The sequence below is a fragment of the Allocatelliglobosispora scoriae genome, assembly GCF_014204945.1.
Classification (GTDB): Bacteria; Actinomycetota; Actinomycetes; order Mycobacteriales; family Micromonosporaceae; genus Allocatelliglobosispora; species Allocatelliglobosispora scoriae.
Map to the genome: position 1 here is coordinate 2,854,933 of NZ_JACHMN010000003.1, position 24,864 is coordinate 2,879,796.

Genomic DNA, 24,864 nt, shown 5'->3' on the forward strand with positions numbered 1-24,864 from the left:
ATTCGTACGGTGAAGGTCGATGCCCATAGCAGACGTGCTGTGCCAGAGTGTGGTCTCGATGAGCAACCAACGTCTGGAGTGCCGCGTGCTGATAAAGGTCCAGACGCATGACGACTTCGCGGGCCTGATGGACCTCTACCGTTGGCTTCGCGACGACCAAGAGGTGGCGGCGTCGGCAAAGGTCCTACGGAACTCGCACACTCCACCAGGGCACATGGGCGCGGTCGAGACTATTGACCTGGTGATTACGCACGTGACGGCGATCGCCAGTCTTCTCATCTCCTATGCGTCCTGGCTGAAGTCTCGCTCACGTCCGCCGCAGTGCACCTTCTCCATTGGAGGGCTGGATGTGACCCCTCGGGACGCGTCGCCAGCTACCACGGAGCAGCTAATCACAGTGCTCACCGCTCTTGCCGCTGCTGAACGGAAATCTGATGAGGCTGGCTGATCCCCAGAAATCCCGCGCGGTGCTCATCGGCACATCCGCCTATCGACACATGCCTGCGATTCCGGCGGTGGCCAAGAATCTTGATACGCTGCAACGCCTGCTGATCGACTCGGAGATATGGGGCCTTCCGTCGGAGAACTGTCGTGTCGTCATGAATCCGGCGACGGTCGCGGACGTCATCGACCCCATCCATGAGGCGATGGAAGCCGCCAGCGAGGCCTTGATCGTCTACTATGCGGGACACGGTATTCGTGACCCTGAAGTGTTCGACGACCTTTACCTCGGCCTGCCGGACTCGGACAGTGAGCACCTCTACCGATCGGTGCCGTTCAACCAGATACGGCGAGCATTGAGTCCGAACCGCGGCCCGGCGGCGAAGGTGGTCATACTTGACTGCTGCTACAGCGGCATTGCGATCGGCGCCATGGGACCTGCCACCGACATGGCCGACCAGGCAATGATCAAAGGCACCTACCTGATGACGGCGACCTCTCAGCATCTGGAGGCGCTGGCGCCGGTAGGAGCCGACTACACGGTCTTCACCGGGGAACTCATCCGGGCTCTCGAGGAGGGCATCCCTGGCAAGCCCGATCTACTCGACCTGGACACCCTCTACTTCCACCTTCGAGGTGAGCTCAGGGCTCAGAACCATCCGATCCCCCAGCAGCGCAATCGCGACGAGGGAAGCCGGGTCACCATCGCTCGCAACCGCCTCCATACCGCACCTGGCAGGATGAGTCCGCCCGCTGCCGACCCGTTGGCGAGTCCACCGCCCTCTACCGACCCGTTGGTGAAGTGGTCGGCTTTGCGGCGCCTTCCTCCCCGGGAAATCATGGCCCAAGCGCAGCGACTGGACGCCGTTGAGGCGGCTGACCTATTCCGCGCCGCTGGCATGATCTGCGCTGATCAGATCGTCGCTTCGTTGCTAGCGCTGCTGAACTCCGTCGCGAACTACAACTTCGCGACCCAGGTGCATGCGGGCGTGATGGTACGTCCGCCTCGCGAAATTCTGGCGGTGGTCGCCGCGCTCAATGCAACCGGTCAGGAGCAGCAGATCACCTTGCTGCTGGAGAGTTCCCGCTCGCAGTCACGAGACGAAGTCATTGCGTTGGCCTCCGCCTTGCATGCCGAAGGAATGCAGGCATACCTGACGAAAGTCCTTGATGGCGCGCTGACTCTCGCAGCGGCCAACGCCACGCTCGTCGAGCTCACCACCGCTATGCGCGCGTCCACGCTCGCTGACGACATAGAAGGCATGTTCACGCGCGCGGCGGACCGAGTTCCGCCGGCGGAACTCGCCCAATGGGCGGACGGATTGCACGACGCGGGCTACGAGGACCTGGCGAGTCGGCTGTACCAGCGTTCGGCTGCGGTTATAGCGCTGCGGTCGGCGTCCAAAGTTGCGCAGGTGGCGTCGATCATCCACAAGGACGGTCAGCCCAACCAGGCGATCCATCTCATTGACCTGGCTTACGAGGCGAGCGTCGGCGTCGTCGGGATGGCCGAGCTCATCGCGGCGATGTTCCAGCACGGTCCTGACACTCATGCCGATCACGTCGTAACGCGGTGCGCACGAAGCATGGGTGTCCTCGACCTTATCGAGATCGCCGCCGAGCTTCGAGAGCACAACCATGACGCCTCGGCCCGGGCGCTGCTGCTGTGCGGAGCCAGGCTGGGCCAATTCGGCGGCACAGCGGTGCTCGCCGAGCGGATGCGGGATGGTGGTCGGCCCATAGACGCGCGCAATGTCATTGAAGTCGGCGTCAAGTATCGACCGGCCGAAGAGATCATAGTGGCGCTGGTCGAGCTCTCAGGATTGCGTGCCTTGGATGAGGTGGAAGTCATCCAGGAGGTAGTGGTCGCGAGCGACGTCGCCGTGCTGGGAGCTGTTCTTGAAGCCGGAGGCAGAGCGGGCGCACTTCACATTCTTCGCCCCATGGCGGCGGCGGTTGTACGGCAACGCTCCGAAGCGGATCTAGCCGTATTGATGCCGTCGCTGCTTGGTATCGGGCACAGTGAGTTGATCAAGTACATGTTCGACGATCCGTCGATTGGGCGCAAGCTCGAAGGCGTACTCATCAACAGCACGGTGCCTTTCCGGCGTCATATACTCGTGACGATCGCAAACCGGTCGCCGGGAAGCCTCGGCTCCCTCCTACGAGTGACTCGTGTGACCGCCCCAGATGTCGCTCGAATGCTGGTGAGCGCTTCATCCGATCTACCGCCCGAAGACTGCGTCGCGGTGATACACGCGCTTCAGGGGGAGTCCGACAGACCGGAACTGCACAAGGTGCTGGTGGAGGTCGGCCGCAGGCCCATCGCCACGCTCGTTCACATCATTCAAGTTCTGGTCGCCAAGGAAGATACCGAGGCTGCAAACCTGATCGTCAGCGCGTACGCCCAGTCGAGCATGCGGCTCGCCGTCGAACTGCTGGAGAGCAGACTGCGCAGAGTCGGCGCGATCGACCAGGCAGATTTGCTGGTGTCCGATCGCGTGGCCGTGTTCCACCACGGGCCTGCCCATCCGCTGTCGTCGGCGGTCCGACTGATTATCCGCGATAGTCCGCTTCGATCGTCACGGTGCCATCGCCCCCCGATTCCCGAAAGCAAAGCCAACCACGCATATCGGGTGCTGCCGGGCCTGGACGAGATCCTGCTCTTTGTCGACCTCAGTCTGTTCGGCGGAGGGCGTGGATTCCTGCTCTTCACGGGCTACGAGGTATGCCATCGCAACGGCACGGATGACAAAGTCGTCACCAGGGTCCCGTACGCTGACTTTCCCGACCTCAAATTCACCGCTTCGGGGGAGTTCGCGATCGTTCTGGGTGGCGGCAAGCCGAGGTCGATCGCCAGCGGGGACGTCAAGGTCGCTGACGTCATCGGACTTCTGCGGACGCTTCAGCGGGCGATGAAGGCATGGATTGACTCGAATTCAATCGAACCGGTTGGCGCTGATGAAATCTGATTCCCGCTCATACCGCGGTATTAACGTGGTTGACGGGTTGTTCCGATCGGATGGGCGTAAATGCAGTGACCGGAACCATCCGCCCGGTTATGCTCGCCCGATGATCACGACGCATGCCCTCCTCGGCCGGGCCTCGACGCCCGTCGCGCGGGGACCGCTGCACTCGTCCCGCCTGCGCTTCCAGCGTCGCGCCCTGGGCCGCGCCGCCTCGTAACCCGTAGCCACCGCGCCGCCAGGGCCCTCCGCGTCCTCTTCCCACCGGACGGGCCACGATGACGCCTGTCCGCGTTCGCCGCCACATCGGCGGCAGACAGGACCACGGTTATGGCGCTGCCGAAGCACGAGCATGCCCGCACCCGCCGGGCGTTCAGCCAGAACTTCCTCACCGACCCCGTCGCGGCCCGGCGTCTGGTCGCCGCCGCGCAGATCACACCCACCGATCTGGTGTACGAGGTGGGCGCCGGTCAGGGCAGCCTCACCACCGAGCTGTCCCGCAAGTGCCGGCGGCTGATCGCGTACGAGGTGGACCCGGCGATCGCCGCCGACCTGCCCCGGCTGCCGGGGCTGACCGTCCGCGTGGAGGACTTCCTGCGCGCGGCACCCCCGGCGGAGCCGTTCGGGGTCGTCGGCAACATCCCCTACGCGTTGACCGCCGCCGTCGTCGACTGGTGCCTGCGGGCCCAGACGATGACATCGGCGACCCTGCTCACCCAGCTCGAATACGCCCGCAAACGGACCGGGGACTACGGCAGGTGGAGCAGGCTGACGATCAGCACCTGGCCGGAGGTGAGCTGGGAACTCGCCGGACGGGTTCCCCGGACGGCGTTCCGGCCGGTGCCGGGGGTGGACGGGGGCATCCTGCGGATCGTCCGGCGACCGGTGCCGCTGGTGCAGCGGGATGCGCTCGTCGCCTACCGGAGCTTCGTGGAGCTGGGGTTCACCGGGGTCGGCGGCACATTGCAGGCGACGCTGGCCCGGCGGTACGGCGGGCGGCGCGTCACCGCAGCGTTGCGGGCGGCGCGGCTGGCGGTCGGCTCCCCCGTCGGATTGGTCTGGCCGGAGCAGTGGCTGGCGCTGTTCCGCCTGCTGGACGCACCGCGCTGAGGGGTTGTGGTCGCGGGCCCGGCGGTCGCCGGGCCCGCGACGAGGGTCACTTCGTGGCGAGGCCGCCCCAGAAGGCGTCGGGGACCTCCTCGGGCGTGCCGTCGGGGCGCCAGCGTGCGACGGGCACGATGCCGTCCGCGGTCGGGGTCCACCGGCCGAGCAGGGCGCCGAACGACTCCGGCTCGCGCATGTGGAAGCCGGGACCCATCATCGCCAGCGCCTCGGGATGATCGGCGAGCTCCATCGCGTCGAAGTCGAAGGCGAGCACGCTGCCGGGCGGGACGGCGTCGAACATGGCGTCGAAGGCGCTCGCCAGTGCCGCGTCGTCGAGGAACGCGGCCAGGCCGAGAAAGACCAGGCCGACGGGGCGGTCGTCGCGATCGGGCAGCACCCGGTCGAGCGTCGCCCGATCGATCCCGGCCGGGTTGGCGGCGTCGCCCAGCACATAGTCCACATCGGAGACACCGGCGAGGGTCTGCTTGCCGAGCGCGACGATCTGCGGGTCGATGTCGGTGTAGAGCACGCGCGCGCCGGGGACCGCCTCATGCACGTTGCCCTGGGCCGGGATGCCGGCGCCGAAGACGAGGAACTGGTCGACGCCGCTCGCGGCGATGTGCCGGGCGGCGCGGCCGGAGAAGGCTCGCAGCGACCGGAAGATCTCCGCGCACGGGCCGTAGGCGCCCTCGAACGCGGTCGCCGCCGCGACATCGATCGGGTAGTGGCGGTCACCGCCGAGCCAATAGTCGATCATGCGGGCGGTACTGGGGGCCTCGGGCTCCGTCATGTGTGCTCCGTTCAGCTCGGCTTCGAGCGAGACTACGACAGACCGCGATCGCCATCCAGGTGGTCCCGCCGCATGTCGGCTGATGCCGGTACTCTCGTGACTCGCGCAACCCGTCGGCCTGGCCGGGGTGGACGCGCAGGCGGAGGGACCGAGGATGGAAGAGCTCGTGGAGCAGGCACGCGTCGCGTGGGAAGCGCAGGACTGGATGCGCAGCGCGGCGCTCTATCAGCGGCTCGCCATCGAGGCCCCGAACGACCGGCGCGTCGGCGACTGGTGGTACGACGCCGCGCTCGCGCAGAAGTTCCTCCGCAACTGGGCCGAGGCGTACCGGCTGGGGATTCTCGCCGCGGCGAACGCACCCCGCGGCCGGCAGGATCCGGCGTTCTGGAACCTGGGCATCGCGGCGACGATCCAGCGCGACTGGGCGACGGCCCGCGACGCCTGGGCCGGATTCGGCATCACGATGCCGCCGGGCGAGGGCCCGATCGAGGGCCGTTTCGGCCGCGCCTGCGTGCGGATCACCGGCACCGACGGCCAGGAGGTCGTCTGGGTCGAGCGGCTCTGCCCCACCCGCGCGCGGGTGGTCAATGTCCCTTTCGACACCTCCCGGCGGTACGGCGAGATCGTGGTCCATGACGGCGAGCCCAAGGGTGATCGGGTGATCGACGGGCAGACCTACCGGGTCTTCGACGAACTGGTCCTCTTCGAGGCGTCCGACCTGGCCACGCTGGCGGTGACCGTCACCGTGACCGGGCAGGGCGACCTCGACGAGCTCGCCGACCGGCTCGGCGCGCTGGGGTTCGGTTTCGAGCCGATGGGCAACGGCGAGATCCTCTGCAAGTGCTGCAGCGAGGGCACCGTCAACCACCGGCGGGCCGAGCTCAGCGGCGAGCAGCGCTGCCTGGTCGCCGCCCCGCTGGAGCAGGCGCGCGAGATCCTCGACGCCTGGCGTGGTCCCACCCGCACCTGGACAGATCTGCACCCGGCGCCGTAAGCACTGCCGCACGTGCCGAGCACCGCCCGCTGTTCGCGAACGTTCCCCGGCGTGCACGATCAAGGTCTCGGCGAGACGGGCTCGGGCGGTCAGCCTATGCCGACAGCCGGTGTCTCGGTGCCCACCTCGGGCAGGACATCTTCGCCGGCGTTGTCGCGGATGATGGCGTCGCCCTTCGCCAGCCACGCGGTGCCGAAGGCCCAGATCGCGATGGACTCGCCCCAGAAGAGGGGCTGGACGGCGACCTCGATGTCGTGGGGCAGGATCGCGCTCAGCCCGGCGCCGAGCCCGAGGCCGCCGATGATGGCCCAGCCGCAGACGATGTAGATGGCGTTGCGCTTGCGCTTCGGCCCGGGTGCCTCCTGCTTGGGTATCCCCCGGTAGGTGCGGGTGAAGACGAAGAAGCAGAACACCGCCAGCGTGGCGAACATGATCACCGAGGCGGCGAGGTGGATCCACCAGATCCAGAGGTCGGCGGTGGAGGCCTCGCCGCGAGCCTTCGTGGGGAAGAGCGCGACCAGGATGGCCGCCGTGCCCGCGATGGTGCTCAGCCAGTCGTCGAGCTTGGCGTACCGATAGCAGATGAGGAACACGCCCATGGCGCACAGGCTGCCGACGAACCAGTCGCGCATGCCGCTGTGGTAGGCGCCGCTCACCGAGCCCAGCAGGGTGAACTTCCCCTGGATCACGGAGTTGCCGATGGTGACGGCGATCGGGAGGATGATCGCGATGGTGCCCACGCCGCGGCGCAGACGTCGGACGGTCAGTGCATCCAGGTGCGTTCGTGTCGCCATGGGAGACGTCCTTGCTCCTCGAGCCGGCAGAAGAACCCGCAACACCCAGTGAACTCGCACCTGCGGTGCTTGGCATTCTTCCGCATTGCGGAGCTGTCGGTCCATCCCATGTGTGCCCGGCCGAGGGCAGTCGTCCGGGCACACATGGGAATCCGTCAGGACGGGTTGTCGCCGTGGGTCAGGGTCTCCCACGCGACGAAGAGGTTGTTGGTGCCCGCCGGACGCTGCTGGTTGGTGAGGGTCTGGGTGTTCGCCATGGCGTACCCGAGGCGGTTGTGCATGGCGTTGTAACCGACCTCGGTGACCGGGCCGAGGCCCCGGTTGACCGACCCGCCGCAGAGCCACGACGGCACCGCGGTGCCGAGCTCGTAGGTCGACTGGAAGCCCAGCGCCTGGCGCAGCCGCTCGCCGACCTGCGGGTAGAGGTCCTGGCCCTGGATCCGGGCGGTCTCCGCGACGTGCGAGATCGCCGAGATGCCGTAGCCGGTGTGGACGAAGTCGCGGCACGTCTCCTGGGCGAGGCCGTTGACGAAAGTGGACTGGCCCTGCCAGTAGCCGATGATCTGGCTGCTGGTGGTGAGCCCGCTGCCGGGCACGGTGTAGGGCAGGGCGCCGTCGGTGGTGAGGTAGACGAAGGCGTGGACCCGGTTGAGGTAGCGCGCGATGGCGGAGTTGTAGGCCGCCCGGTCCTCCAGGAAGACCGAGATGCCGACGGCCGCCTCCATCATGGACAGTTCCCAGTTGCCGTTGCTGTTGGACCCGTTGCGCACCACCGGCAGGTAGACGTTGCGCAGCATGGTGGCGAAGCGGCCGGAGTTGGGCCAGGAGCCGTAGGTGTACTTGATGATCTCGGCGGCACGCGGCCAGACGGAGCCCGCCCAGCCGGTCTGCAGCGGCGCGTTGGAGTTGGTGTGCGAGGTGATCACCGCCGACCAGGCGTCCATCAGCTGGATCGCCTTCTGCGCGTAGGCCGCGTTGCCGGTGATGTACCAGGCCAGCGCGTCGGTGTAGGCGGCGATCGCGTCCTCGCGCTCGTCGGTGCAGCCGTAGTTGGGGTTCGAGTAGGACCCGCACTCGACCACCGAGCGGGGCAGCGGCGTCCGCGACAGCGACGCGTACCGGCTGCCGATCATCGCGTTGTACGCGCTCGTCCAGGGCTGGGCACCGGCCTGGACGCGTCCCTTGACGAAGTCGAGCTGCGGGCGGCTGACGAGCACGCCCGGGTGGGTGAAGCCGCTCGCCGGTGGGGGACTGGTCGACGCCGACGGGCTGGGCGCGGGGCCGGTGGGCAGCGTCCACTGCTGGTTGGCGCCGGTGCCGCAGGTCCAGATCTGGAGCAGGGTGCCGTCGGCCGAGCTCGGGCCGGTCGCGTCGAGGCACTTGCCGGAGCCGGTGTTGACGAGGGTCGCCCCGGAAGCGGTCCACTTCTGGGCGTTGGTGCCGTTGCAGTCGTAGATCTGCACCTTCGTGCCGTTGGCGGTGCCGGCGCTGGCCACGTCGAGGCACTTGCCGAGCGCTCGGACGGTCGCGTCGGTGCCGACGGTCCACTGCTGTGCCGTGCTGCCGTTGCAGGCCCAGAGCTGCACGGCGGTGCCGTTGGCCGGGCTGGCGCCGGCGACGTCGACACACTTGCCGCCGTAGCCGGTGATCTGGCCGGTGCCGGCGGCGAGGGCGGTGCCGCCGGTCAGTGCCAGGCCGCCGACGACGACGGCCACCGTGGTCGTCGCGGCGAGGATCGCGTGGAGTCGTAGACGGGAGCGTTGTGCCATCGCGGAGTCCCTCCCCAGAGGGTCTGGCCGCCTCATCTTCATCGATTAGGAAGCCATCTAAACTATTAGGACACCTTAGGGTTACATCGGTGCCGGGGACCGTCAATGACTTCGATCCGTATTTCTTCACGTCATGATGAAAGCGGTGGCACTGACCCGTGCCGCCCTCGCGACAACACCGCTGTCAGTCGGCCAGCCAGGTGCCGAGGTCGTGGCCGAACCCGGTGCCGAGGACCACGACCGCGTGCGCGGCGAGCAGCACCGTGCCGAGCGCCAGCAGAACCAGCCGCCGACGGCTGAGTTCCCGTCGGGCCGGGGGCAGGGCCAGCAGCAGAGCGCCCCAGGCCGCCAGCACCGCGGAGACGAGGGAGCCGACGACGCCATAGGTGATCACCGGGATCGCCACCGCGTCGGCGATCCACACGTCGGGGAGCACGTCCTTGGGGTCGACCAGCCCCGGACCGGTGGGGTCGAAGGGGTAGAAGTGGAGACCGCCGTAGGGGACCGCGGCGATGGCGAGCAGCGCGGCCACGCCCAGGACCAGCACGGATGCGGCCACCTGGAGCCAGAGGAGCACGCGTACCGTGTCGAACGGGCGGGGGACCGCGGTGGTCGCGTCGAGGTCGGTCATGGACCGGATGCTAGACCGCCGAACTGCGGCGCGCACAGATGGAGACAGGCTTGGGCTCGTGACGAACCCAAGCCTGACAGCCGGGTGTCAGTCCTGGCGGGTCAGAGCGAAGACCGGGATCGTCCGGGTGACCTTCGCCTGGTACTCGCCGAACCCCGGCCGCTCGGCCACGAGGGCCGGCCACAGGGCTTCCCGAGCCTCGCCGGCGATCTCCTCCGCCACCGCCGAGAAGGTCTCCGTCCCCACCTCGACGGTCACCTTCGGGTTGGCCTTGAGGTTGTAATACCAGCCCGGGTTGGCCGGCGCGCCGCCGTCGGAGGCGATCACCACCATCCGGCCGTCCTCCTGCGGGAAATAGACCAGCGGCGAGACCCGCTCCGTGCCCGACTTGACTCCGATGTGGTGCATCAGCATCATCGGCGCGCCCTCGAAGGGCCCGCCGACGCGACCCTCGTTGGCGCGGAACTCCTCGATGATCCGGCGGTTCCAGGCGTTCGCGTCATGCGCCATGATTCTCCTTCGGTCGGGCACCCGTGTATTCACGGCCACCCAGGCATGGAACGGTCCAAAAGCAACAAGGTCGGCCCTACGATATCTCGGCGGCCGGCGCGGGCACTCGTGGCGGGCGCGGCCGACGCCGGGTTTCGACGAAAGGAAGTGTTCCGCGCTGTGGAACGACGGCTACGTGTCCCGGCGTGGCCAGATCTAGGTTGAGCTCGCACCGGAGCCAAGGATGCGAGTTCCCTGATCTAAGGAGTCGACAATGAAGGTCCGCCATCTACTGGCAGCCGCCGCACTCGGCGTGGCCGCTGTCGCCGCGCCCATCGCCACGACGGCTGCGTCGGCGTACAACCCCGGAAGTCCCTGCATCATCACGGTGACCACCGGCCTGGGCGCCGTCCAGTACCCGGGGACGGTCTCCGGCAACGGGCTGGAGTGCGTGCCCAACGTGCCGCTGGAGGGCGTGCTGGCGTCGCTCAACGGCGGGGTGACCTGCGGTGCCACGATCACCCTGCTCGGCATCGAGGTACGCAGCGTCTGCTTCTGAGCATGTCTCGCGGGAGCGCCGACACCGGCGCTCCCGCCGCCGGCAGTCCGGTCAGGCGAACCAGGTCATCGCCTGGCCGTGCCCCTTCGTCCAGGCCAGCGGCGTGCCGTCCAGCGCCAGCACGTTGTGGAACGACGCGTCCGGCGGCTCCGGCAGCCCCTCGTAACGCAGCACGTCGGGGGCCTCGCTGGCGATCCAGTGGCCGGGCAGTCCGCGTACCACCTCGGTGAAGGTGTGACGCCGCGCCGCCGCGACCTGATAGAGCACCGACGTGTGGAACACGACCAGCGTCGCGTCGGCCGGAGCCTGCGCCGCGAGGGCCGGCAGGTCGTCGACGAGGTCACCGCGCACCAGCAGCGGCGGGTCGGCCGCCGCGATCGCCGCCGCCGCCCGCAGCCGGGCGCGCCGGTGCGCGTGCTCGGGCCAGATCAGGGCATCGAGCCACGCGACGTCCGCGGGGTCGGTCACGTCGAGCGGGTTCAGGTCCAACCCACCCCGCCAGACCACGTGGGGTATGCCGACCGGCGGCTCCCGGCCCGCGAGCTCGCAGTCGAGGACGGGCTCGCCGCCACCGATCGTGTGCTCGCCATAGCGGTATGAGTAGCGGTCGGGGTAGAGGCACAGCCCGCCGGACGTGCCGACCTCCAGCAGGGCGAGCGGCTGCGGCAGGTGGGCGAGCAGCGGCAGCAGCAGGGCACAGCGGCCGGCCTCGTTGGTCTGCGTGGCCCGGACCCGGATCTCCGCCGCGATCGCCGCCCAGTGCTCGACCACGTGGTCGTGGAACGCGTCCGGCTCCTCCACCGGGCCGCCGAGCAGCCGCACGACCCCGAAGAGCAGGTTGGGCTGCCGCTTCGCCTCCGGAAGGGTGTCGAGCAGGCCGAGGATCTCCTCGTCGCGGGAGACCGCCAGCGACAGCCGCTCATAGACGGGCGACACGCCCCGTGCCTCCCGGACGGCGAAACCTGCGTAGCGATCGGCGGTCGTCATGTCCGAGATGATGGCACCGCGCTCGCGGCCGCCGCTATGACGCAGGCAACCCGTGCAGCCTCTATCCTGCGGGAGTGGCTGGCCGGACCCTGATGCGGCGGGCGATCACGACGTCGGGTTCGTCGGTGCCGACCGGTGCGAACCCGGCCGCGGCGAGCTGCTCCGCGAACTCCGCCTCGGTCGCGAGGTGCCCGGCGAACGTCTCGGACTCCTCCCGGATCAGGATCCCGTCGCGCGCCACCCGATAGGTGAACCGCCACTCGACGAGCTCCGGCCCCGTCGGCACGCACGCCACCTCGCCGCTGTAGAGGTCGCCGCCGAGCTGCCAGGACGGCAGATCGGCTCGCTCGGCGCCGGGTTCGGCGGGCGGCCGCTGCACGACCAGGGTTCCGCCGGGTACCACCGCGGTCGCCAGCGCCGCGAGCCCCGCCGCGCGTTCGGCCCGGCTCAGGCTCCCCATCGTGTTGAGGCACCAGGCGAAGTCCGCCACGCCCGACAGGCCGAGATCCTGCAAACCCCGCGCGTGTACGCGTACCCGGCTGAGCAGTTCCGACCGGCCGGCCAGGCGGCTGAGCATGACCGAGCGCATCCCCGCGGCCGGCTCGACGGCGTGGACGGTGACGTCGCTTCGACCGACCATGAGGCAGGTGGCGAGCCCGGTCCCGGCGCCGATGTCGAGGATGCCGACGTGCGGCGTGCCCAGCCACCGGTCGAGCAGCCGTTCGGCGGTCCTGAGGAACTGGGTGGCCTGGAGCAGGTCGTAGAACTCAGCGGTGACGCTGTAGGTGTCCGTCACATGGTCAACTCCAGCACGCCCCCTGAATTTTAATGCTGGACACGCCGCGAAAAGTGCAACCAATGTCAGGATCAACTCCGACACGCCGTGTGATCAGCATTAAAGTTCAGGGGCGCGCCAAGATCGCCGCAACTCTTGAAGAGTTGGTGCTATCGGCGCCGCGCCGTGCGGCAAAGCGTGCCGTCGCCGGGGTCAGCCCACCGCGATCACCCCGGCCAGAACGAACATGATCAGTCCACACGAGACGTTCACCCGCCGGACCAGCGCCGTCCCGGCCGCCAGCCGGGCGTTCAGCGCACCGCTGACCAGCCCCACCACGCCGTCGGTCACGAAGCCCATCAGGACGAAGACGCCTCCCAGCACCAGCAGCTGCGACCAGACCGGCCCGGCGTCCGCCGAGGTGAACTGCGGCAGGAACGCCAGGTAGAACAGGAAGATCTTCGGATTCGTGATGTTGACCAGCGCCGCCGAGAACACGATCCGCAGCAGGCTCCTCGGCGGCCCGGCGGCCGACACCAGCGGCGCCGACCGGTCCCGGATCAGCGTGTAGCCGAGCCGGCACAGGTAGGCCACCCCGATCACCTTCAGCACGATCAGCACCACCGGATAGCGCGACACCACGGCAGCCACCCCGAACGCGGCGAGCAGCGTGTGGAAGAGCATCCCGAGGGCGATGCCGAACGCCGCCGCGACACCACCCGACCGTCCTTTTGCGACACCGAACGAGATGACGTAGACCATGTCCGGACCGGGCGTGACGCAGATGACGAGCGCGGCGACGAGGAACGCCGCGAACAGCTGGTCCATGGTCAGCGCCGCAGTTCGGCGGGGAGCCGGTCGAGGTCGCGCAGGACGGCGGCGAGCGCGCTCGGCTGCCCCTGCGGTCCCTTGCGGAACAGCCCGCCGAAACCGGCGTCGACGGCGGCGTACCCGGGGTCGGCCAACCGGAGCCGACGTGCGGCCCGCAGGTTCCAGTAGGGCGTACGCGGGTCGAGGTGGTGGTCGAGGTGCAGGTTGTCGGCGTAGGTGCCGGTGAGGAAGAGCTCGATGCCCCGGCTGCGGCGGTTGCGGGTCATGTGCAGGTCGACGTCGTTGACGAGCGCCAGCGGGGTGTGCTCGGCGAGCTCGATGTACCACCCGATCACCTGGAAGACCGTCAGGAACGGCACGATCCAGAAGAGCAGCAGCGCCGTCAGGTTCCCGGTGGCCGCGCACGCGGCGAGCACGATCAGCCAGAAGACCTGGAAGGCGATGCGGTCCCGGCGCATCCGCCGCCGCCAGGCCGGGCTGAGCACCGTGTCGGGCGCGCTGCCGAGGAACCGGTCGCGCACCAGGTGCCACAGGTAGGGCGCCACCTTCGACCCCAGTGCGGGCGCCACGAGCAGGCGGAACCGCGTCGTCGCCGGTCCGTAGACGCCCTGCTCCAGGTGGTGGCGGAGGTCCGGGTCGGCCGCCGGGTCGCCCAGGTGGGGATGGTGCCGCGTGACGTGGCTGTGCTTGTAGGCGAAGTGGAGCTGGAAGATCGGATAGGCGGCGCAGACGGTGCCCAGCATCAGGTTGAGCCTGCGGTTCGCGGCGAGCGTGCCGTGCGCGCTCTCGTGCAGCAGGTTGGAGAAGGCCCGCTGTCGCGAGCCGATCACGATCAGCGCCAGCGGATAGCACCACCAGCTCAGCCGCACGCATGCGGCCACAGACAAGATCAAAAGCAGGACATCGCGGGTGTACGCCACCAGTCCGTGCCAGTTGTCGAGAACGTTGAGCTGCCGCATGCCTTCGTCGACAGCGGGAATGAATCTGTACCTGTGCCACCCGATCATGTGGCCGATGGTTCAACCGCCGGGATGGCGGTTCCTTGGAGATTTCATGAATGGCTGGCCAGCCGCCTCCTCACGTCCGCCGCCGCCTCCGCCGCGTGCTGCTGGAGGTAGGTGCCCAGGGCTTGGCGCCAGGCTTCGCGCGCCTCGTCGAGGTCCCCGGTGAGCTGCTTGGCGTCGCCGAACCCGACCAGCATGGCGGCGGACTCCACGACGTTGCCGCAGCCGTCGAAGACGTCGGACGCGGCCCGGAAGCAGCGCGCCGCCTCGTCGTGGTCGCCGGTGCGCTGGGCGATGACCGCGAGGCTCTCCCAGGCGGCGGCCCGGCCCTGGTCGTCGCCGCCGGCGGTGAACCGCACCAGGGCCTGCTCGCAGAGCTCCCGGCCCTCCCGGTAGCGGCCGCGAGCCGCGTTGCGCCAGCCGAGGGTGTTGAGGCAGCACGCCACCCAGGTGGGCGAATCCGTGGCTTCGAAGAGGCGGCGGGCTTCGGTGAGGTGGTGCTGCCAGTCGCGGGGTGCGATGGTGCCCAGCAGGTAGTGGGCGACGGCCAGCCCGCGGCGGTCGTCGAGCCCGCTGAGCGTACCGATCGCATCGCGGAGCAGCTGTCGCGCGGCGCGTTTGTCGCCGCGCATGGAGTGCAGATAGCCCAGGTAGCGCTGTGCTGTGCCGATCGCGGCGGGGTCGCCGAGCCGCCGGGCGGCGTCGAGCCCGGCGAGCCAGGCGGCGATGCTGTCGCCGTTGTGGCCCTGCCTGCGCCGATGGCTCGTCGCCGACCAGGCCAGTTGCCAGACGAGGTCGTCCCAGCCGTTGTCGGTCGCGACCTGCTGGGCCATGTGCAGGCTGCCGATCTCGGCGGCGAACCACGCCGACGCCGCCGACGGGGTCGCGAGCACGACCGGGTGGGTGCCGGGCTCCGCCGCCGCGAGCGCGATGTCGGGCCGGAACGGGTCGGTGAGCCGGTCCGCGTGGTGCGAGGTGTGCAGGTAGCAGCTCACGAGGCGCCGCAGGGCAGCGTCGCGGACGGCGTGAGGGAGTTCGGCGGCCCGGCGCGAGGCGTAGAGCCGGACCAGGTCGTGCAGGCGGTAGCGGTCCGCGCCGGACTGGGTCACGAGGTGGGCCTGCACGAGCCGGCTCAGCGCAGCCCGCGCCTGCGGGAGCGAGCACCCGGCGAGGCTCGCCGCGGCGGCCAGGCCGACCTCGGCTCCGAAGGCGAGCCCGAGCAGGTCGAGCAGGTCGGCGGCCGAGGCCGGCAGGGCGTCACGGGACTGCTGGAACACCAGGCCGAGGTTCATCGAGACGTCGCCGGTGTGCAGCCCGTCCAGTCGGTCGGACAGGTCGCGCAGCTCGTCCACGAGCGCGGCGAGCGGCAGCTGCGGGCTGTTCGCCGCGCGGGCCGCCAGCATCGCCAGTGCCAGTGGCAGCCCCGCGCAGTAGCCGATCAGCTCCGCGACCGCCGCCGGCTCCGCGGCGACCCGAGCCTCGCCCAGGTGCGCGGTGAGCAGCCGGCCGGCGTCGTCGTCGTCGAACCCGGGCAAGGACATCGGGTGTACGCCGTTGTGGACCGCCAGGCCCGGCAGCCGGTCGCGGCTGACGACGATCGTGAAGCAGCTCGCACCGCCGGGCAGCAGCGGCAGCACGTCGTCGAGGCTCCGGGCGTTGTCGAGGATGACGAGGACGTCGCGCCCGTCGATGGCGCTGCGGTAGTGGGCGGCCAGCGCGTCGACGCCGCCGGTCAGCGGTGGACCGGCCGCGCCCAGCGCCTCCAGCAGCACCCGCAGCGCGGTCTCGGTCGGCAGCGGCCGGTTCGCCGGACCGTATCCGTGCAGGTCGAGGTAGACGACGCCGTCGCCGAACTGGCGCTGGTGCTCCTCGGCCCAGCGTAGCGCCAGCCAGGTCTTGCCGATGCCGCCCGGTCCGGTGATCGCGACGAGCCCGGTGACCCGGCGCGAGCGGGTGAGCGCCGCGAGGCTCTCCTGCCGGCCGATGAAGAGCCGGGGCGGGGCGGGCAGCTGGCGGGGCTTCGGCGAGCTCTGCTGCGGGCTGCGGTGCAGATCCGGGTCGGCGCTGAGGATGCGGTGGTGCAGGTTCTGCAGCTCGGCTCCGGGATCCATGCCCTGCTCGTCGACGAGCCGGTCGCGGACGGACCGGTAGTGCTCCAGCGCCTCGGCGGACCGACCGCTGCGGTGCAGCGCGAGCATGAGCTGCCCGGCGATGCGCTCGTCGGTGGGGCGCTGGGTCGCCATCAGTGTCAGGCCGGGCAGCAGCGCCTCGTGCTCGCCGAGGTGCAGGGCGATCTCGTTGCGGGCCGTCCTCGCGGCGAGCAGCTGCTGCGACAGGCCGCCGCGCAGCCCGGCCAGCCAGGGCGCGTCGAGTCCGGCGAAGGCGTCCCCGCGCCACAGCGCCAGGGCGTTGTCGAAGAGCGCGAGCGCCTGCCGCCCCTCGGCGGCGAAGGCCTGCCGCAGCAGCTCCTCGAACCGCAGGCGGTCGACGGCGGCTGCGGGTACGTCGAGCAGGTAGCCAGCCTTACGGCGGTCGATCCGCACCGCCGGGGCCCCGGCGAGGGTGTGCCGGAGCCGGGACAGGTAGCTGTGCAGCGTGTTGCGGGCCGACACCGGCGGGCTGTCACCCCAGACCCGGTCCACCAGTAGGTCGACGGAGACGGTCCGGTTGGCGTCGGTCAGCAGCGCGGCCAGCACCAGTTGCCCCCGCGCGTGGCCCAGGTCGACCTGCCGCCCGCCCAGCCGCATCTCGAGCGGGCCCAGCAGCCTGAACTCCACCCCCGACTCGCTCACCGATCGATATTAGATGGGTTGTCCCCGTCCCCGTGCCCCGGCGACTTCGGCCAATCCCGGTGAAGGGCCCGGGCGTAGCTCGGCAAAAGGATAGATTAGGGGCATTCTTTCGCCATGTCGCCGACAGACTGAGGAGCTATCCGATGTCCACGGGCATCCATGCGCCGTCGACCAGCGAGCTTGATCGACTGCTGAGCGAGACCACCATGTTCGACGCGGTCATCGAGGAGATCGACGGGCGGCGGATCCGGATCGGCGATCGCTGGCTGACCGACTACGCGTCCTGCAACTACCTGGGTTTCGACCTCGATCCGGAGATCATCGACGCGATCGGGGTGGCGCTGCGCCGGTGGGGTACGCATCCGAGCTGGTCGCGACTGCTGGGCAACCCGCGGCTGTATCCGGACATCGAGGAGCGGCTGACCGAGCTGCTCGGCGCACCCGAGACGCTGGTGCTGCCGACGATCACGCACATCCACTTCTCCGTGCTGCCGGCGCTCGCGGGGGCGGGGACGGTCTTCGTCGAGGCGCAGGCCCACAAGACGATCTTCGACGGCGCCAGCCACGCGCAGGTCAACGGGGCCACCATGCACCGGTTCCGGGAGAACGACCCGGACCGCCTCGCCGACATGCTGCGCGCGGCACCAGCCGATCAACCCCGGATCGTGTGCCTCGACGGGGTCAACAGCATGACGGGCAACGTGCCCGACCTCGTCACCCTCGCCGCGGTCACGCGTGAGCACGGCGCGCTGCTCTACGTCGACGACGCCCACGGATTCGGGATCATCGGCGAGCGGACGGAGCACGAGCCCAGCCCCTACGGCATGCGGGGCAACGCGATCGTGCGGCACGTCGGGGAGAGTTATGACGGGATCGTGCTGGTCGGGGGGTTCTCCAAGGCGTACTCGTCGCTGTTGGCGTTCTTGACCGTTTCTCCCGAGCTCAAGCAGCACCTCAAGGTGACGGCGGCGCCCTACCTGTATTCGGGACCGTCGCCGGTGGCGTCGCTCGCCAGCGTGCTGGCCGGGTTCGACGTCAACGAACGCCGGGGAGAGGCGCTGCGAACGCACCTGCACGCCCTGTCGGTGCGGGTGCTGGAGCATGTGCGGTCGCTCGGGGCGGTGACGCCCAACGTCGGGTCGACGCCGGTGGTCGAGCTGCTCGTGGCCCAGGGCAGGGACCTGGCGGAGGTGTCGGAGCTGCTGTGGGAGCGGGGTGTCTACGCCACGCTGGCCGCCTATCCGCTGGTCCCCCGCAGTCAGACCGGGTTCCGGCTGCAGCTGACGGCCGCGCACACGCACGAGCAGGTCGACGAGCTCTGCCGGGTGCTCACCGAACTCGCCGACCGCGGCGTGCTCCGCATCGCCTGACCCGTCAGGACGCTGCGACGCGCCGGAGGATCGCCTCGCTGAGCTCCCAGCGGTCGGTGTCGCGGCGGAATGCCAGTCCCCGCGCCTTCTTGACGGCGATGGTGACCCGGTCCCGCTGCACCGCGTCGAGGTCGTCGACCATCAGGTCGATCAGGCGCAGCGTGTGGTACTGCTCGAAGGGGGACGCCGGATCGGCGAGCGCCGCCAGGACCGCCTCGAAGTCGCGTAGCGAGGCGTTGCCCTGCATCATCCCTATCGCTGTGATCCGCTGCTCCTTGGCGCCCTCGCGCAGCAGCCGGGACACCTCCGCCGCCTCGAACCTCCCGGTGACCGCGAGCTTGCGGGCCTGGTCGACGACGCGCTCCAGTGCCGCGACCCGCTCCCGGCTCGCGGCCTGCGAACCGCGGATCTCGCTGTATGCCGAGGCGATCGGCGCCGTCGCGTCGAGCAGCGCCTGGGCCTGTGCCCGCAGCCGGGCCGCCTCCTCGGTCTCGCCCTCCCGCTCCGCCTCGGCGGCGGCGGCGAAGAGGTCGGCAGCCTGCCGCACCTTCAGCTTCGCGCCCCCGAACTCGATCTCCTCGATGCGGTTGCCGAGGATCGCCAGCACCAGCAGGATCCCGCCGAAGGCGAGCAGCACCGCCGCCCCTGTGCCGTTCTCGGTGCGGAAGACCGCCAGGACCCCGGCGCCGAAGGACCCGGCACCGAGCAGGCCGAGCACGATGCGGATGGGCACGCTGAAGGTCGAACGCGGCATGGCGACTCCTCGGTCCACACGGTCTATATCGACAACCCGCACAGGGTCGCACATCCCGTCACGGGCTCCCACCCCTGCGCCGCATGGTCTGCCGCGCAGGGGCCGAGGGCTGGATCGATCACGTCGGATACGGAGAACCAGACGCGATCATGGAGGGAGATCGCGTCTGGTTCTCCGCGTCAGACGCGATCTCCCGCCAGGTCGGAGCGGAGCGGTGAGCGGCGTGTCGCCAGGCCCGCCGCGGTGAGGACGATGGCGAGCAGGCTGGACACGAAGAGCATCGCCACGTAGGGATCCTGGATCTCGATCCGGCTGTTGGCGAGGTTGTCAGCCGGAGTGATCGCGGCCGGTACGAGGTTCGGGATGAGGCTGTCCGGGCCGTAGCTCGACAGCACGACCACCGAGACGAAGATCAGCAGTGCCGACACCATCCCGGCGCTGAGCCCGGCGAGCAGGGCGTGTGCGGGACTGCCCCGGTGCCCCGCGTTGCCCCCGGCCGCGAGGGCCGTCGCGATCAGGGTCAGCACGAGCGCCAATCCGACCTCGGTCGGGATCGGCGGCACCGCGAAGGCGAGCACCGTCCACAGTGCAGCCGCGGCCGTGCCCGCTCCGGCGCCGGTGACGAGGACCCGGGCGGTTGCCGCCGTGCGATGGGCGGTCAGGGCCAGGAAGCCGAGCAGGTAGCTCGTCAGCGCCACGGCGAAGATCGGCACCCCGTATGCGGCCTGCTCGACGGCGTTGCCCTTGGTGGCGGCGGAGGCGACGAAACCGGCGGTCATCGCGCCGACGAGCAGGTAGCCGCCGGCTCGCACCAGCCTCGCCGGACCGTCGTCGCGGACCGGGCCGAGGAGTCCGGGGCGCCGGCCCAGCCAGGAGACCGCGACGAGGAGGGTCACGAGGGCCACCATGCCCCAGTGCAGCGGTGCGTAGGCGATCCGGGTGCTCCACACCGCGACGGTGGCGAGAGCGGCGAGCATGAGCAGGGAATATCCGGCGTGGCGCAGCGTGGCCGGTTGGGTGGCGATCACGCGGACGCACCCCCGGGCGAAGCTCCGCCGGTCCGGACCGGGAGCGAGCTCGGCCAGCTCGGCCCGCATCGCCCGGCCCCAGTCCCGGCGGCTCGGCGGCAGCAGCCGGATCGCGGCGTCGAGGAGAATGCTCGCGGCATCTCGGGTCACCACGCACCTCGCAGTTCGGCGCGCGGCGCGCGGGCCGCGGCGGGCGCGCTGTCGCGGGCGACCTCGGCGGCGAGCTGCTCGCCCGCGCCGGTGAGCCGGTAGAGGTGGCGCGGCGGGCGCCCCTGCGGCGGCTCGGTCTCCCAGGCCGCGTCGAGCAGGCCGCGGTCGCAGAGGCGGATCAGGATGGGGTAGAGCGAGCCTGCCTTGAGGCCGACCTCCTGGCCGAGCTCGTAGCCGTATCGCCAGGTGGCGGGCTGGTCGGCGAGGGCGCGCAGCACGCTCACCGTCTGCGGGGATGGTCGTCGGTTCCGGGTCACCCGATAACTCTATCTAGGTAGAGAAAGTGTCGGCATCCGCCTATCGGGCAGGGATCGGCGCGGGGACGGCCCCTGCCCGCGGGTCTATCCGTCGATGCTCACGCTGTCGTAGAAGGCGCAGTTGTACGCCTGTGCCCACGGGCCGTTGCGGGAGCAGACCTGCAGGCTGATGCCGTCGCCGCCCTTCACGTTGCCGTTGGGGAAGGGGTCGAAGTAGACCGTCTTGCCGTGGCCGAGCCCGTTGTATTTGCCGCCGAGCCAGACGCCGTTGAGGCCGACGTTCACCTGCACGCCAACGCCGTCACCGCACATGTCGGTCAGGGTGACGTAGTCGTCGTTGTTGGCGCTGTTGCCCGGATCGCCGGGGCCGTAGTCGACGAACTCGGCGTACGCGGCGGGCGTGTTGGGGTTGGAGCAGCCGCTGGGGATGTTGGACGAGGTGCCGAAGCTGTCGTCGACCGACGCGGCGGCGGGGCCGGCCGTGGTCAGGAGCATGACCGCGGTGGTGGCGACCGCCAGGATCAGCCTGGTGTGCGTGTTCTGTGCCATGGTGTCAACGTATTGATCGACAGATTGCCGAACATCCCGCCATGGATCGACCGGCCCTACGACTTCCGCGGTACCACGCGGGCCAGCAGCGCCCGGGCGGTGGCCCCGTCGGGCAGCCCGTCGGTGTCGCCGGCCGCAGCGACGACCCCCGCCGCGAGCCGGCTGCCGAGCCAGGCGGCACCCGCCGGGGACGCACCGCGCAGCCGGGCCGCCAGGTAACCGCCGCCGAAGGCGTCGCCGCCGCCGACCGGATCCACCACGGTGGACGCGGCGGACGGCAGGTGGACGATGCGATCACCGTCGGCGTGGTAACAGCCGTCCGCGCCCGCCTTGAGCACGGTCTCCCCGACCCCGGCCGCCGACGCCGCCCGGAACACCGCGGCGGGGTCGGCGGTGCCGAGGATCGCCTCGGCCTCCTCGACCCCGATCAGCAGGTAGTCCGCGCTCGCGAGCAGTTCGCGGGCGAGCGCGATCTGGCCGTCGAGGTCACCCAGCGCCGGGCGGAGGTTGGGATCGAACGCGACCGCCGTTCCGGCCGCGCGGGCCTCCCGCAGCAGCGTGCGTACGCCACGCAGCGGCCCCGGACCCAGCGCCGCCGTGATCCCGGAGACCGCGACGACGGCCGGGCGGGCGGCGAGGAGCCGCCGCGCGTCGGCGGAGTCCATCGTGGACGCCGCCGAACCGCGCCGGTAGTAGTGCACCCGCCGCTCCCCGTCCGGCCGCACGTCCTTGAGGAAGAGCCCGGTGGGGTGGTCCGGGTCGACCAGGACCAGGCCGGTGTCGACCCCGAGAGCCCGGGCGTGGTCGGCCACCCGCTCGCCGAGCGGATCGGCACCGACCCGGCTGCAGAGTCCGGCCGCCAGCCCCACCCGTGCGACAGCGGCGCAGAGGTTGAGCTCGGCCCCGGCGACATGCACACCGAGCTGCGCCGATGAGCGCAGATCCGCGCCGATCGGGGGCTGCATCAGCACCATCGCCTCGCCGAACCCGACGACATCGAGGCCGTCCGTGATCACGCCGGTCACAGCCACCGGGCCCGCAGGTCGTCGCGCAGGAACGCGGCCGGGGACGCGATCGACAGCCCGCCGTCCACCGGCAGCACCGCGCCGGTGACGAACCCCGCTCCGGCGAGGAAGTGCACCGCGGCGGCCACCTCGTGCGGCCGCCCGGTCCGCCCGGCCGGGTAACCGGCGGCCGCGTCCGGGTTGCCGCCGTCGTCGATGTAGCCCGGTGCGACCGCGTTGACGCTGATCCCGTGCGGCCCGTACTCGAGTGCGAGCTGCCGGACCAGCCCCTCCAACCCGGCCTTCGCCGCCGCGTAGGCGGGCAGTCCTGGTGCGGCGAGGGTCGCGTTGACAGAGCTCACAGCCACGATCGCGCTGCCGCGGGGCAGCAGCGGGATCGCCGCCCGGCAGACCGCGAAGGCGGTCCCCAGGACGGCGTCGAACGAGGCGTGCCACTGCGCGTCGGTGGTGGCGGTGATCGGCGCGACCGGCATGACGGCGGCGGCGAGGACCACCACGTCGAGGTGCCCGGCCCGGTCGATCACCGCCCGCACGGCGGACTGCGCACCGGCGTCGGTGGCGCAGTCCAGGTGCAGGTCGGCCGCGCCCGCGAGGGAGACGCCGACGACGGTGTCGCCGCCGTCGGCGAACGACGCCGTGATCGCCTGCCCGATCGGGGAGCTCGATCCGACGACGAGCACGCCCCGGCCGGTCACACCAGCCCCAGGTCGGCGAGGATGTCGTCGAGCCACGCGAGGGAGGCGGCGTCGGCGTCGACCGCCGGGGGACGGACGGTGGCGGTGGCGATGATGCCGCGGCGTACCAACACGTGCTTGTGGATGGACCACGCGATGCCCGGCTGCAGGCCGAAGCGGATGAGCGGCAGCAGCCGGGCGAAGGCGGCGCGAGCGGCGGCGGCCTCGCCCGCGGCCCACTGGCGCAGGACCGGGACGAGCAGGTCGGGGAACTCGCAGGCGGGCATCGTGCCGACGGCACCGCGGGCGTACTCCTCCAGCAGGAACAGGGCGTTCTGCCCGCCGAGGGTGAGGAAGTCGTCGGTCGTGCCGTCGTGGACGGCGGCGACCTTCGGCGCGGTGGGCTGGGTCTCGACCTTCACCGAGTCGACACCGTCGATTTTGGACAGCTCGATCAGCAGCGAGGTGGGCATGTTGACGCCGGTCGGGCCGGGCGCGTCCTGCACCATGATCGGCAGTCCGCCGGCGGCGGCGACGGCGCCGTAGAAGTCGACCATCTGGGCCGGGCTGGGCTTGACCATGTAGGGCGGCAGCAGCATCGCGACGCTGGCCCCGTTGGCGGCGGCGGCGCGGGTCTGGTCGATCGCGTCGCGGGTGCCGGTCGCGCCGACCCCGGCGACGATCGGCAGGTCGGGTCCGGCCACGTCGACGATGGTCCGCAGGATCTGGGCCCGCTCGGCGGCGGTCAGGGTGAAGCCCTCGCTGGCGAAGCCGAAGGTGGCGACCCCGTCCACGCCCGAGGCGACCTGGAACTCCATCAGCCGCGCCAGCGACGGCAGGTCCAGGTCGCCGTCGGCGAGGAACGGGGTGGCGAGGACCGGGATCAGTCCGCGTACGTCGGTCGAGCGGGTCATGGTTCCTCCGTGAGGGTGGTGACATCGACGTCGACGCCGAGGCCGGGGGTGTGGGGGAGAGCGAAGCTGACCGGTCCGCCGACGATCGGGGCGGTGAGGATCCGGCTGGCGACCGCCATCGTCCCAGGCTGGAACTCGAAGGCGGGCATGTCGTCGATGGCGGCGCTGACGTGCAGCCCGGCGGCGACGGCGACGCCGAGGCCGACGGAGTGGTGCGGTGCGACGGGCAGGTGGTGCGCGGCGGCGACCTCGGCGATCGCCATCGCCTCGGTGATCCCGGTGCGCCCGACATCGGGTTGGCACAGGTCCACGGCGCGGGCGGTGAGCCACTCGCGGAACTCGTAGCGGTTGCGCATCGCTTCGCCGACCGCGACCGGCGTGCTCAGCGCGGCGGCGAGCTCGCGGTGCGACGTGATGTCCTCGGGCACCAGCGGCGCCTCCAGGAACCAGGCACCGCGCTCGTCGAGCCCTCGCCCGAGGCGCAGCGCGTCCCCGAGGGGGTAGGCCCAGTGCGCGTCGACCGCGACCCGCAGCTCCGGGTGCGCCGCCTGGACCGCGTCGAAGGTGGCGAGGTCCCTCGCCACCCCGTGGCCCAGGTGCAGCTTGATCGCGCGCACGCCGCCGTCGGTCCACCGCCGGGCCAGCGCCGCGCGCTCTTGGTCGGTCGGCGTGGGCAGCCCCGAGACATAGGTCGGGATGTCATCCCGAAAAGCACCACCCAGAAGAGCATGCACGGGTACGCCGTGCGCCTTGCCCGCGAGGTCCCACAGCGCGATGTCGACGGCGGCGAGGGCGTCGGCCTGGTGCCCGACGAGGTGCCCGCGTTCGCGCATGAGACCGGTGAGGGTCGACCACAGCGGCCGGACCCGGCGGGGATCGCGGCCGAGGAGCACGGGCGCGAGGAGCCGGTCGACGATCGCCTGGAGGATCTCCGGCGCGACGGGTGCGAGCGCCTCGCCCCAGCCGTAACTGCCGTCGTCGCAACCGATCCGCACGAGCAGCGACTCGAAGCGGTCGGAGTAGAGGCTGCGCCACGGCGGCCGCAGGTAATAGGCGTCCTTCTCTATGATCCCGTCCGGGCGTGCCCCAAGGTACGCCTCCGGTGGGCGGAGCTTGACGACATAGGACTCGACGGTCATCACTTTCACAAGCTGCTC

General features: G+C 70.5%; 24 protein-coding genes. 6 read left to right on the forward strand and 18 right to left on the reverse strand.

The genetic code is table 11. From position 1 onward, the window contains the following. The first annotated feature begins 19 nt into the window (after positions 1 to 19). The 3 genes from F4553_RS38895 to erm all read left to right on the forward strand — a co-directional run bounded on the left by F4553_RS38895 (position 20) and on the right by erm (position 4,517). Entirely contained in the window at positions 20 to 448 is a 429-nt protein-coding gene (locus tag F4553_RS38895) for an effector-associated constant component EACC1 (RefSeq protein ID WP_184846592.1), read from the forward strand. Continuing rightward, positions 435 to 3,413, forward strand: coding sequence for a caspase family protein (locus F4553_RS38900; RefSeq protein ID WP_184846594.1), 2,979 nt, complete (start codon positions 435 to 437; stop codon positions 3,411 to 3,413). Before F4553_RS38895 ends, F4553_RS38900 begins: the two co-directional genes overlap by 14 nt. A gap of 324 nt (positions 3,414 to 3,737) precedes the next feature. Continuing rightward, positions 3,738 to 4,517, forward strand: a complete 780-nt coding sequence (gene erm, locus F4553_RS38905) for an ErmE/ErmH/ErmO/ErmR family 23S rRNA (adenine(2058)-N(6))-methyltransferase (protein ID WP_184846596.1) — start codon at positions 3,738 to 3,740, stop codon at positions 4,515 to 4,517. A 46-nt stretch (positions 4,518 to 4,563) separates the two neighbouring features. Here erm and F4553_RS38910 read toward each other — a convergent pair whose 3' ends face one another. Beyond that, a complete protein-coding gene (locus F4553_RS38910; protein ID WP_184846598.1) occupies positions 4,564 to 5,301 on the reverse strand; it encodes an SAM-dependent methyltransferase in 738 nt (245 codons plus the stop codon). Between the two features lie 154 nt (positions 5,302 to 5,455). Here F4553_RS38910 and F4553_RS38915 point away from each other — a divergent pair, with 154 nt between their 5' ends. Continuing rightward, positions 5,456 to 6,295, forward strand: a complete 840-nt coding sequence (locus tag F4553_RS38915; protein ID WP_184846600.1) for a tetratricopeptide repeat protein — start codon at positions 5,456 to 5,458, stop codon at positions 6,293 to 6,295. A gap of 89 nt (positions 6,296 to 6,384) precedes the next feature. Here the strand turns inward: F4553_RS38915 and F4553_RS38920 are convergent, their stop codons facing one another. The 4 genes from F4553_RS38920 to F4553_RS38935 all read right to left on the reverse strand — a co-directional run bounded on the left by F4553_RS38920 (position 6,385) and on the right by F4553_RS38935 (position 9,999). Continuing rightward, positions 6,385 to 7,089: a DUF998 domain-containing protein gene (locus tag F4553_RS38920; RefSeq protein ID WP_184846602.1), complete on the reverse strand. Its 705-nt coding sequence runs from the start codon at positions 7,087 to 7,089 to the stop codon at positions 6,385 to 6,387. A 155-nt stretch (positions 7,090 to 7,244) separates the two neighbouring features. After that, positions 7,245 to 8,858: a ricin-type beta-trefoil lectin domain protein gene (locus F4553_RS41580; RefSeq protein WP_246467612.1), complete on the reverse strand. Its 1,614-nt coding sequence runs from the start codon at positions 8,856 to 8,858 to the stop codon at positions 7,245 to 7,247. Between the two features lie 184 nt (positions 8,859 to 9,042). Beyond that, positions 9,043 to 9,489: a hypothetical protein gene (locus F4553_RS38930; RefSeq protein ID WP_184846604.1), complete on the reverse strand. Its 447-nt coding sequence runs from the start codon at positions 9,487 to 9,489 to the stop codon at positions 9,043 to 9,045. Between the two features lie 87 nt (positions 9,490 to 9,576). Then, positions 9,577 to 9,999: a nitroreductase family deazaflavin-dependent oxidoreductase gene (locus F4553_RS38935; RefSeq protein ID WP_184846607.1), complete on the reverse strand. Its 423-nt coding sequence runs from the start codon at positions 9,997 to 9,999 to the stop codon at positions 9,577 to 9,579. A gap of 253 nt (positions 10,000 to 10,252) precedes the next feature. On the opposite strand from F4553_RS38935, the gene F4553_RS38940 reads away from it, so the two are divergent. Continuing rightward, entirely contained in the window at positions 10,253 to 10,537 is a 285-nt protein-coding gene (locus F4553_RS38940; protein ID WP_184846609.1) for a hypothetical protein, read from the forward strand. Positions 10,538 to 10,588: 51 nt separating this feature from the next. Here F4553_RS38940 and F4553_RS38945 read toward each other — a convergent pair whose 3' ends face one another. From F4553_RS38945 to F4553_RS38965, 5 genes are all read right to left on the reverse strand, one after another. Then, positions 10,589 to 11,524, reverse strand: coding sequence for a DUF2332 domain-containing protein (locus F4553_RS38945; protein ID WP_184846611.1), 936 nt, complete (start codon positions 11,522 to 11,524; stop codon positions 10,589 to 10,591). Positions 11,525 to 11,585: 61 nt separating this feature from the next. Further along, positions 11,586 to 12,320: a methyltransferase domain-containing protein gene (locus tag F4553_RS38950; RefSeq protein WP_184846613.1), complete on the reverse strand. Its 735-nt coding sequence runs from the start codon at positions 12,318 to 12,320 to the stop codon at positions 11,586 to 11,588. Between the two features lie 192 nt (positions 12,321 to 12,512). After that, complete coding sequence (locus F4553_RS38955; RefSeq protein ID WP_184846615.1) at positions 12,513 to 13,127, reverse strand: LysE family translocator; 615 nt, start codon at positions 13,125 to 13,127, stop codon at positions 12,513 to 12,515. Positions 13,128 to 13,129: 2 nt separating this feature from the next. Next, a complete protein-coding gene (locus tag F4553_RS38960) occupies positions 13,130 to 14,137 on the reverse strand; it encodes a fatty acid desaturase family protein (RefSeq protein ID WP_184846617.1) in 1,008 nt (335 codons plus the stop codon). A 44-nt stretch (positions 14,138 to 14,181) separates the two neighbouring features. Beyond that, the gene (locus F4553_RS38965; RefSeq protein WP_184846619.1) at positions 14,182 to 16,926 is read right to left on the reverse strand and encodes an AfsR/SARP family transcriptional regulator; all 2,745 of its coding nucleotides are present in this window, start codon (positions 16,924 to 16,926) and stop codon (positions 14,182 to 14,184) included. A gap of 143 nt (positions 16,927 to 17,069) precedes the next feature. On the opposite strand from F4553_RS38965, the gene F4553_RS38970 reads away from it, so the two are divergent. Next, positions 17,070 to 18,296 carry an aminotransferase class I/II-fold pyridoxal phosphate-dependent enzyme gene (locus F4553_RS38970; RefSeq protein ID WP_221470655.1) on the forward strand — a complete coding sequence of 409 codons (1,227 nt, stop codon included), beginning with the start codon at positions 17,070 to 17,072 and terminating at the stop codon, positions 18,294 to 18,296. 4 nt (positions 18,297 to 18,300) lie between these two features. Here the strand turns inward: F4553_RS38970 and F4553_RS38975 are convergent, their stop codons facing one another. From F4553_RS38975 to F4553_RS39010, 8 genes are all read right to left on the reverse strand, one after another. After that, positions 18,301 to 19,050, reverse strand: a complete 750-nt coding sequence (locus F4553_RS38975; RefSeq protein WP_184846621.1) for a hypothetical protein — start codon at positions 19,048 to 19,050, stop codon at positions 18,301 to 18,303. A gap of 179 nt (positions 19,051 to 19,229) precedes the next feature. Then, entirely contained in the window at positions 19,230 to 20,228 is a 999-nt protein-coding gene (locus F4553_RS38980) for a hypothetical protein (protein WP_184846622.1), read from the reverse strand. Further along, the gene (locus F4553_RS38985) at positions 20,225 to 20,545 is read right to left on the reverse strand and encodes a PadR family transcriptional regulator (RefSeq protein ID WP_312875553.1); all 321 of its coding nucleotides are present in this window, start codon (positions 20,543 to 20,545) and stop codon (positions 20,225 to 20,227) included. Before F4553_RS38985 ends, F4553_RS38980 begins: the two co-directional genes overlap by 4 nt. Before the next feature lie 84 nt (positions 20,546 to 20,629). Beyond that, positions 20,630 to 21,094 carry a hypothetical protein gene (locus F4553_RS38990; RefSeq protein ID WP_184846623.1) on the reverse strand — a complete coding sequence of 155 codons (465 nt, stop codon included), beginning with the start codon at positions 21,092 to 21,094 and terminating at the stop codon, positions 20,630 to 20,632. Positions 21,095 to 21,150: 56 nt separating this feature from the next. Then, complete coding sequence (locus F4553_RS38995; protein WP_184846624.1) at positions 21,151 to 22,110, reverse strand: sugar kinase; 960 nt, start codon at positions 22,108 to 22,110, stop codon at positions 21,151 to 21,153. A gap of 5 nt (positions 22,111 to 22,115) precedes the next feature. Next, complete coding sequence (locus F4553_RS39000) at positions 22,116 to 22,814, reverse strand: SDR family NAD(P)-dependent oxidoreductase (protein WP_184846625.1); 699 nt, start codon at positions 22,812 to 22,814, stop codon at positions 22,116 to 22,118. After that, positions 22,811 to 23,707, reverse strand: a complete 897-nt coding sequence (locus tag F4553_RS39005; protein ID WP_184846626.1) for a dihydrodipicolinate synthase family protein — start codon at positions 23,705 to 23,707, stop codon at positions 22,811 to 22,813. The genes F4553_RS39000 and F4553_RS39005 overlap by 4 nt, the downstream gene beginning before the upstream one ends. Next, positions 23,704 to 24,846, reverse strand: a complete 1,143-nt coding sequence (locus F4553_RS39010) for a mandelate racemase/muconate lactonizing enzyme family protein (protein ID WP_184847496.1) — start codon at positions 24,844 to 24,846, stop codon at positions 23,704 to 23,706. Before F4553_RS39010 ends, F4553_RS39005 begins: the two co-directional genes overlap by 4 nt. Positions 24,847 to 24,864 lie beyond the last annotated feature (18 nt).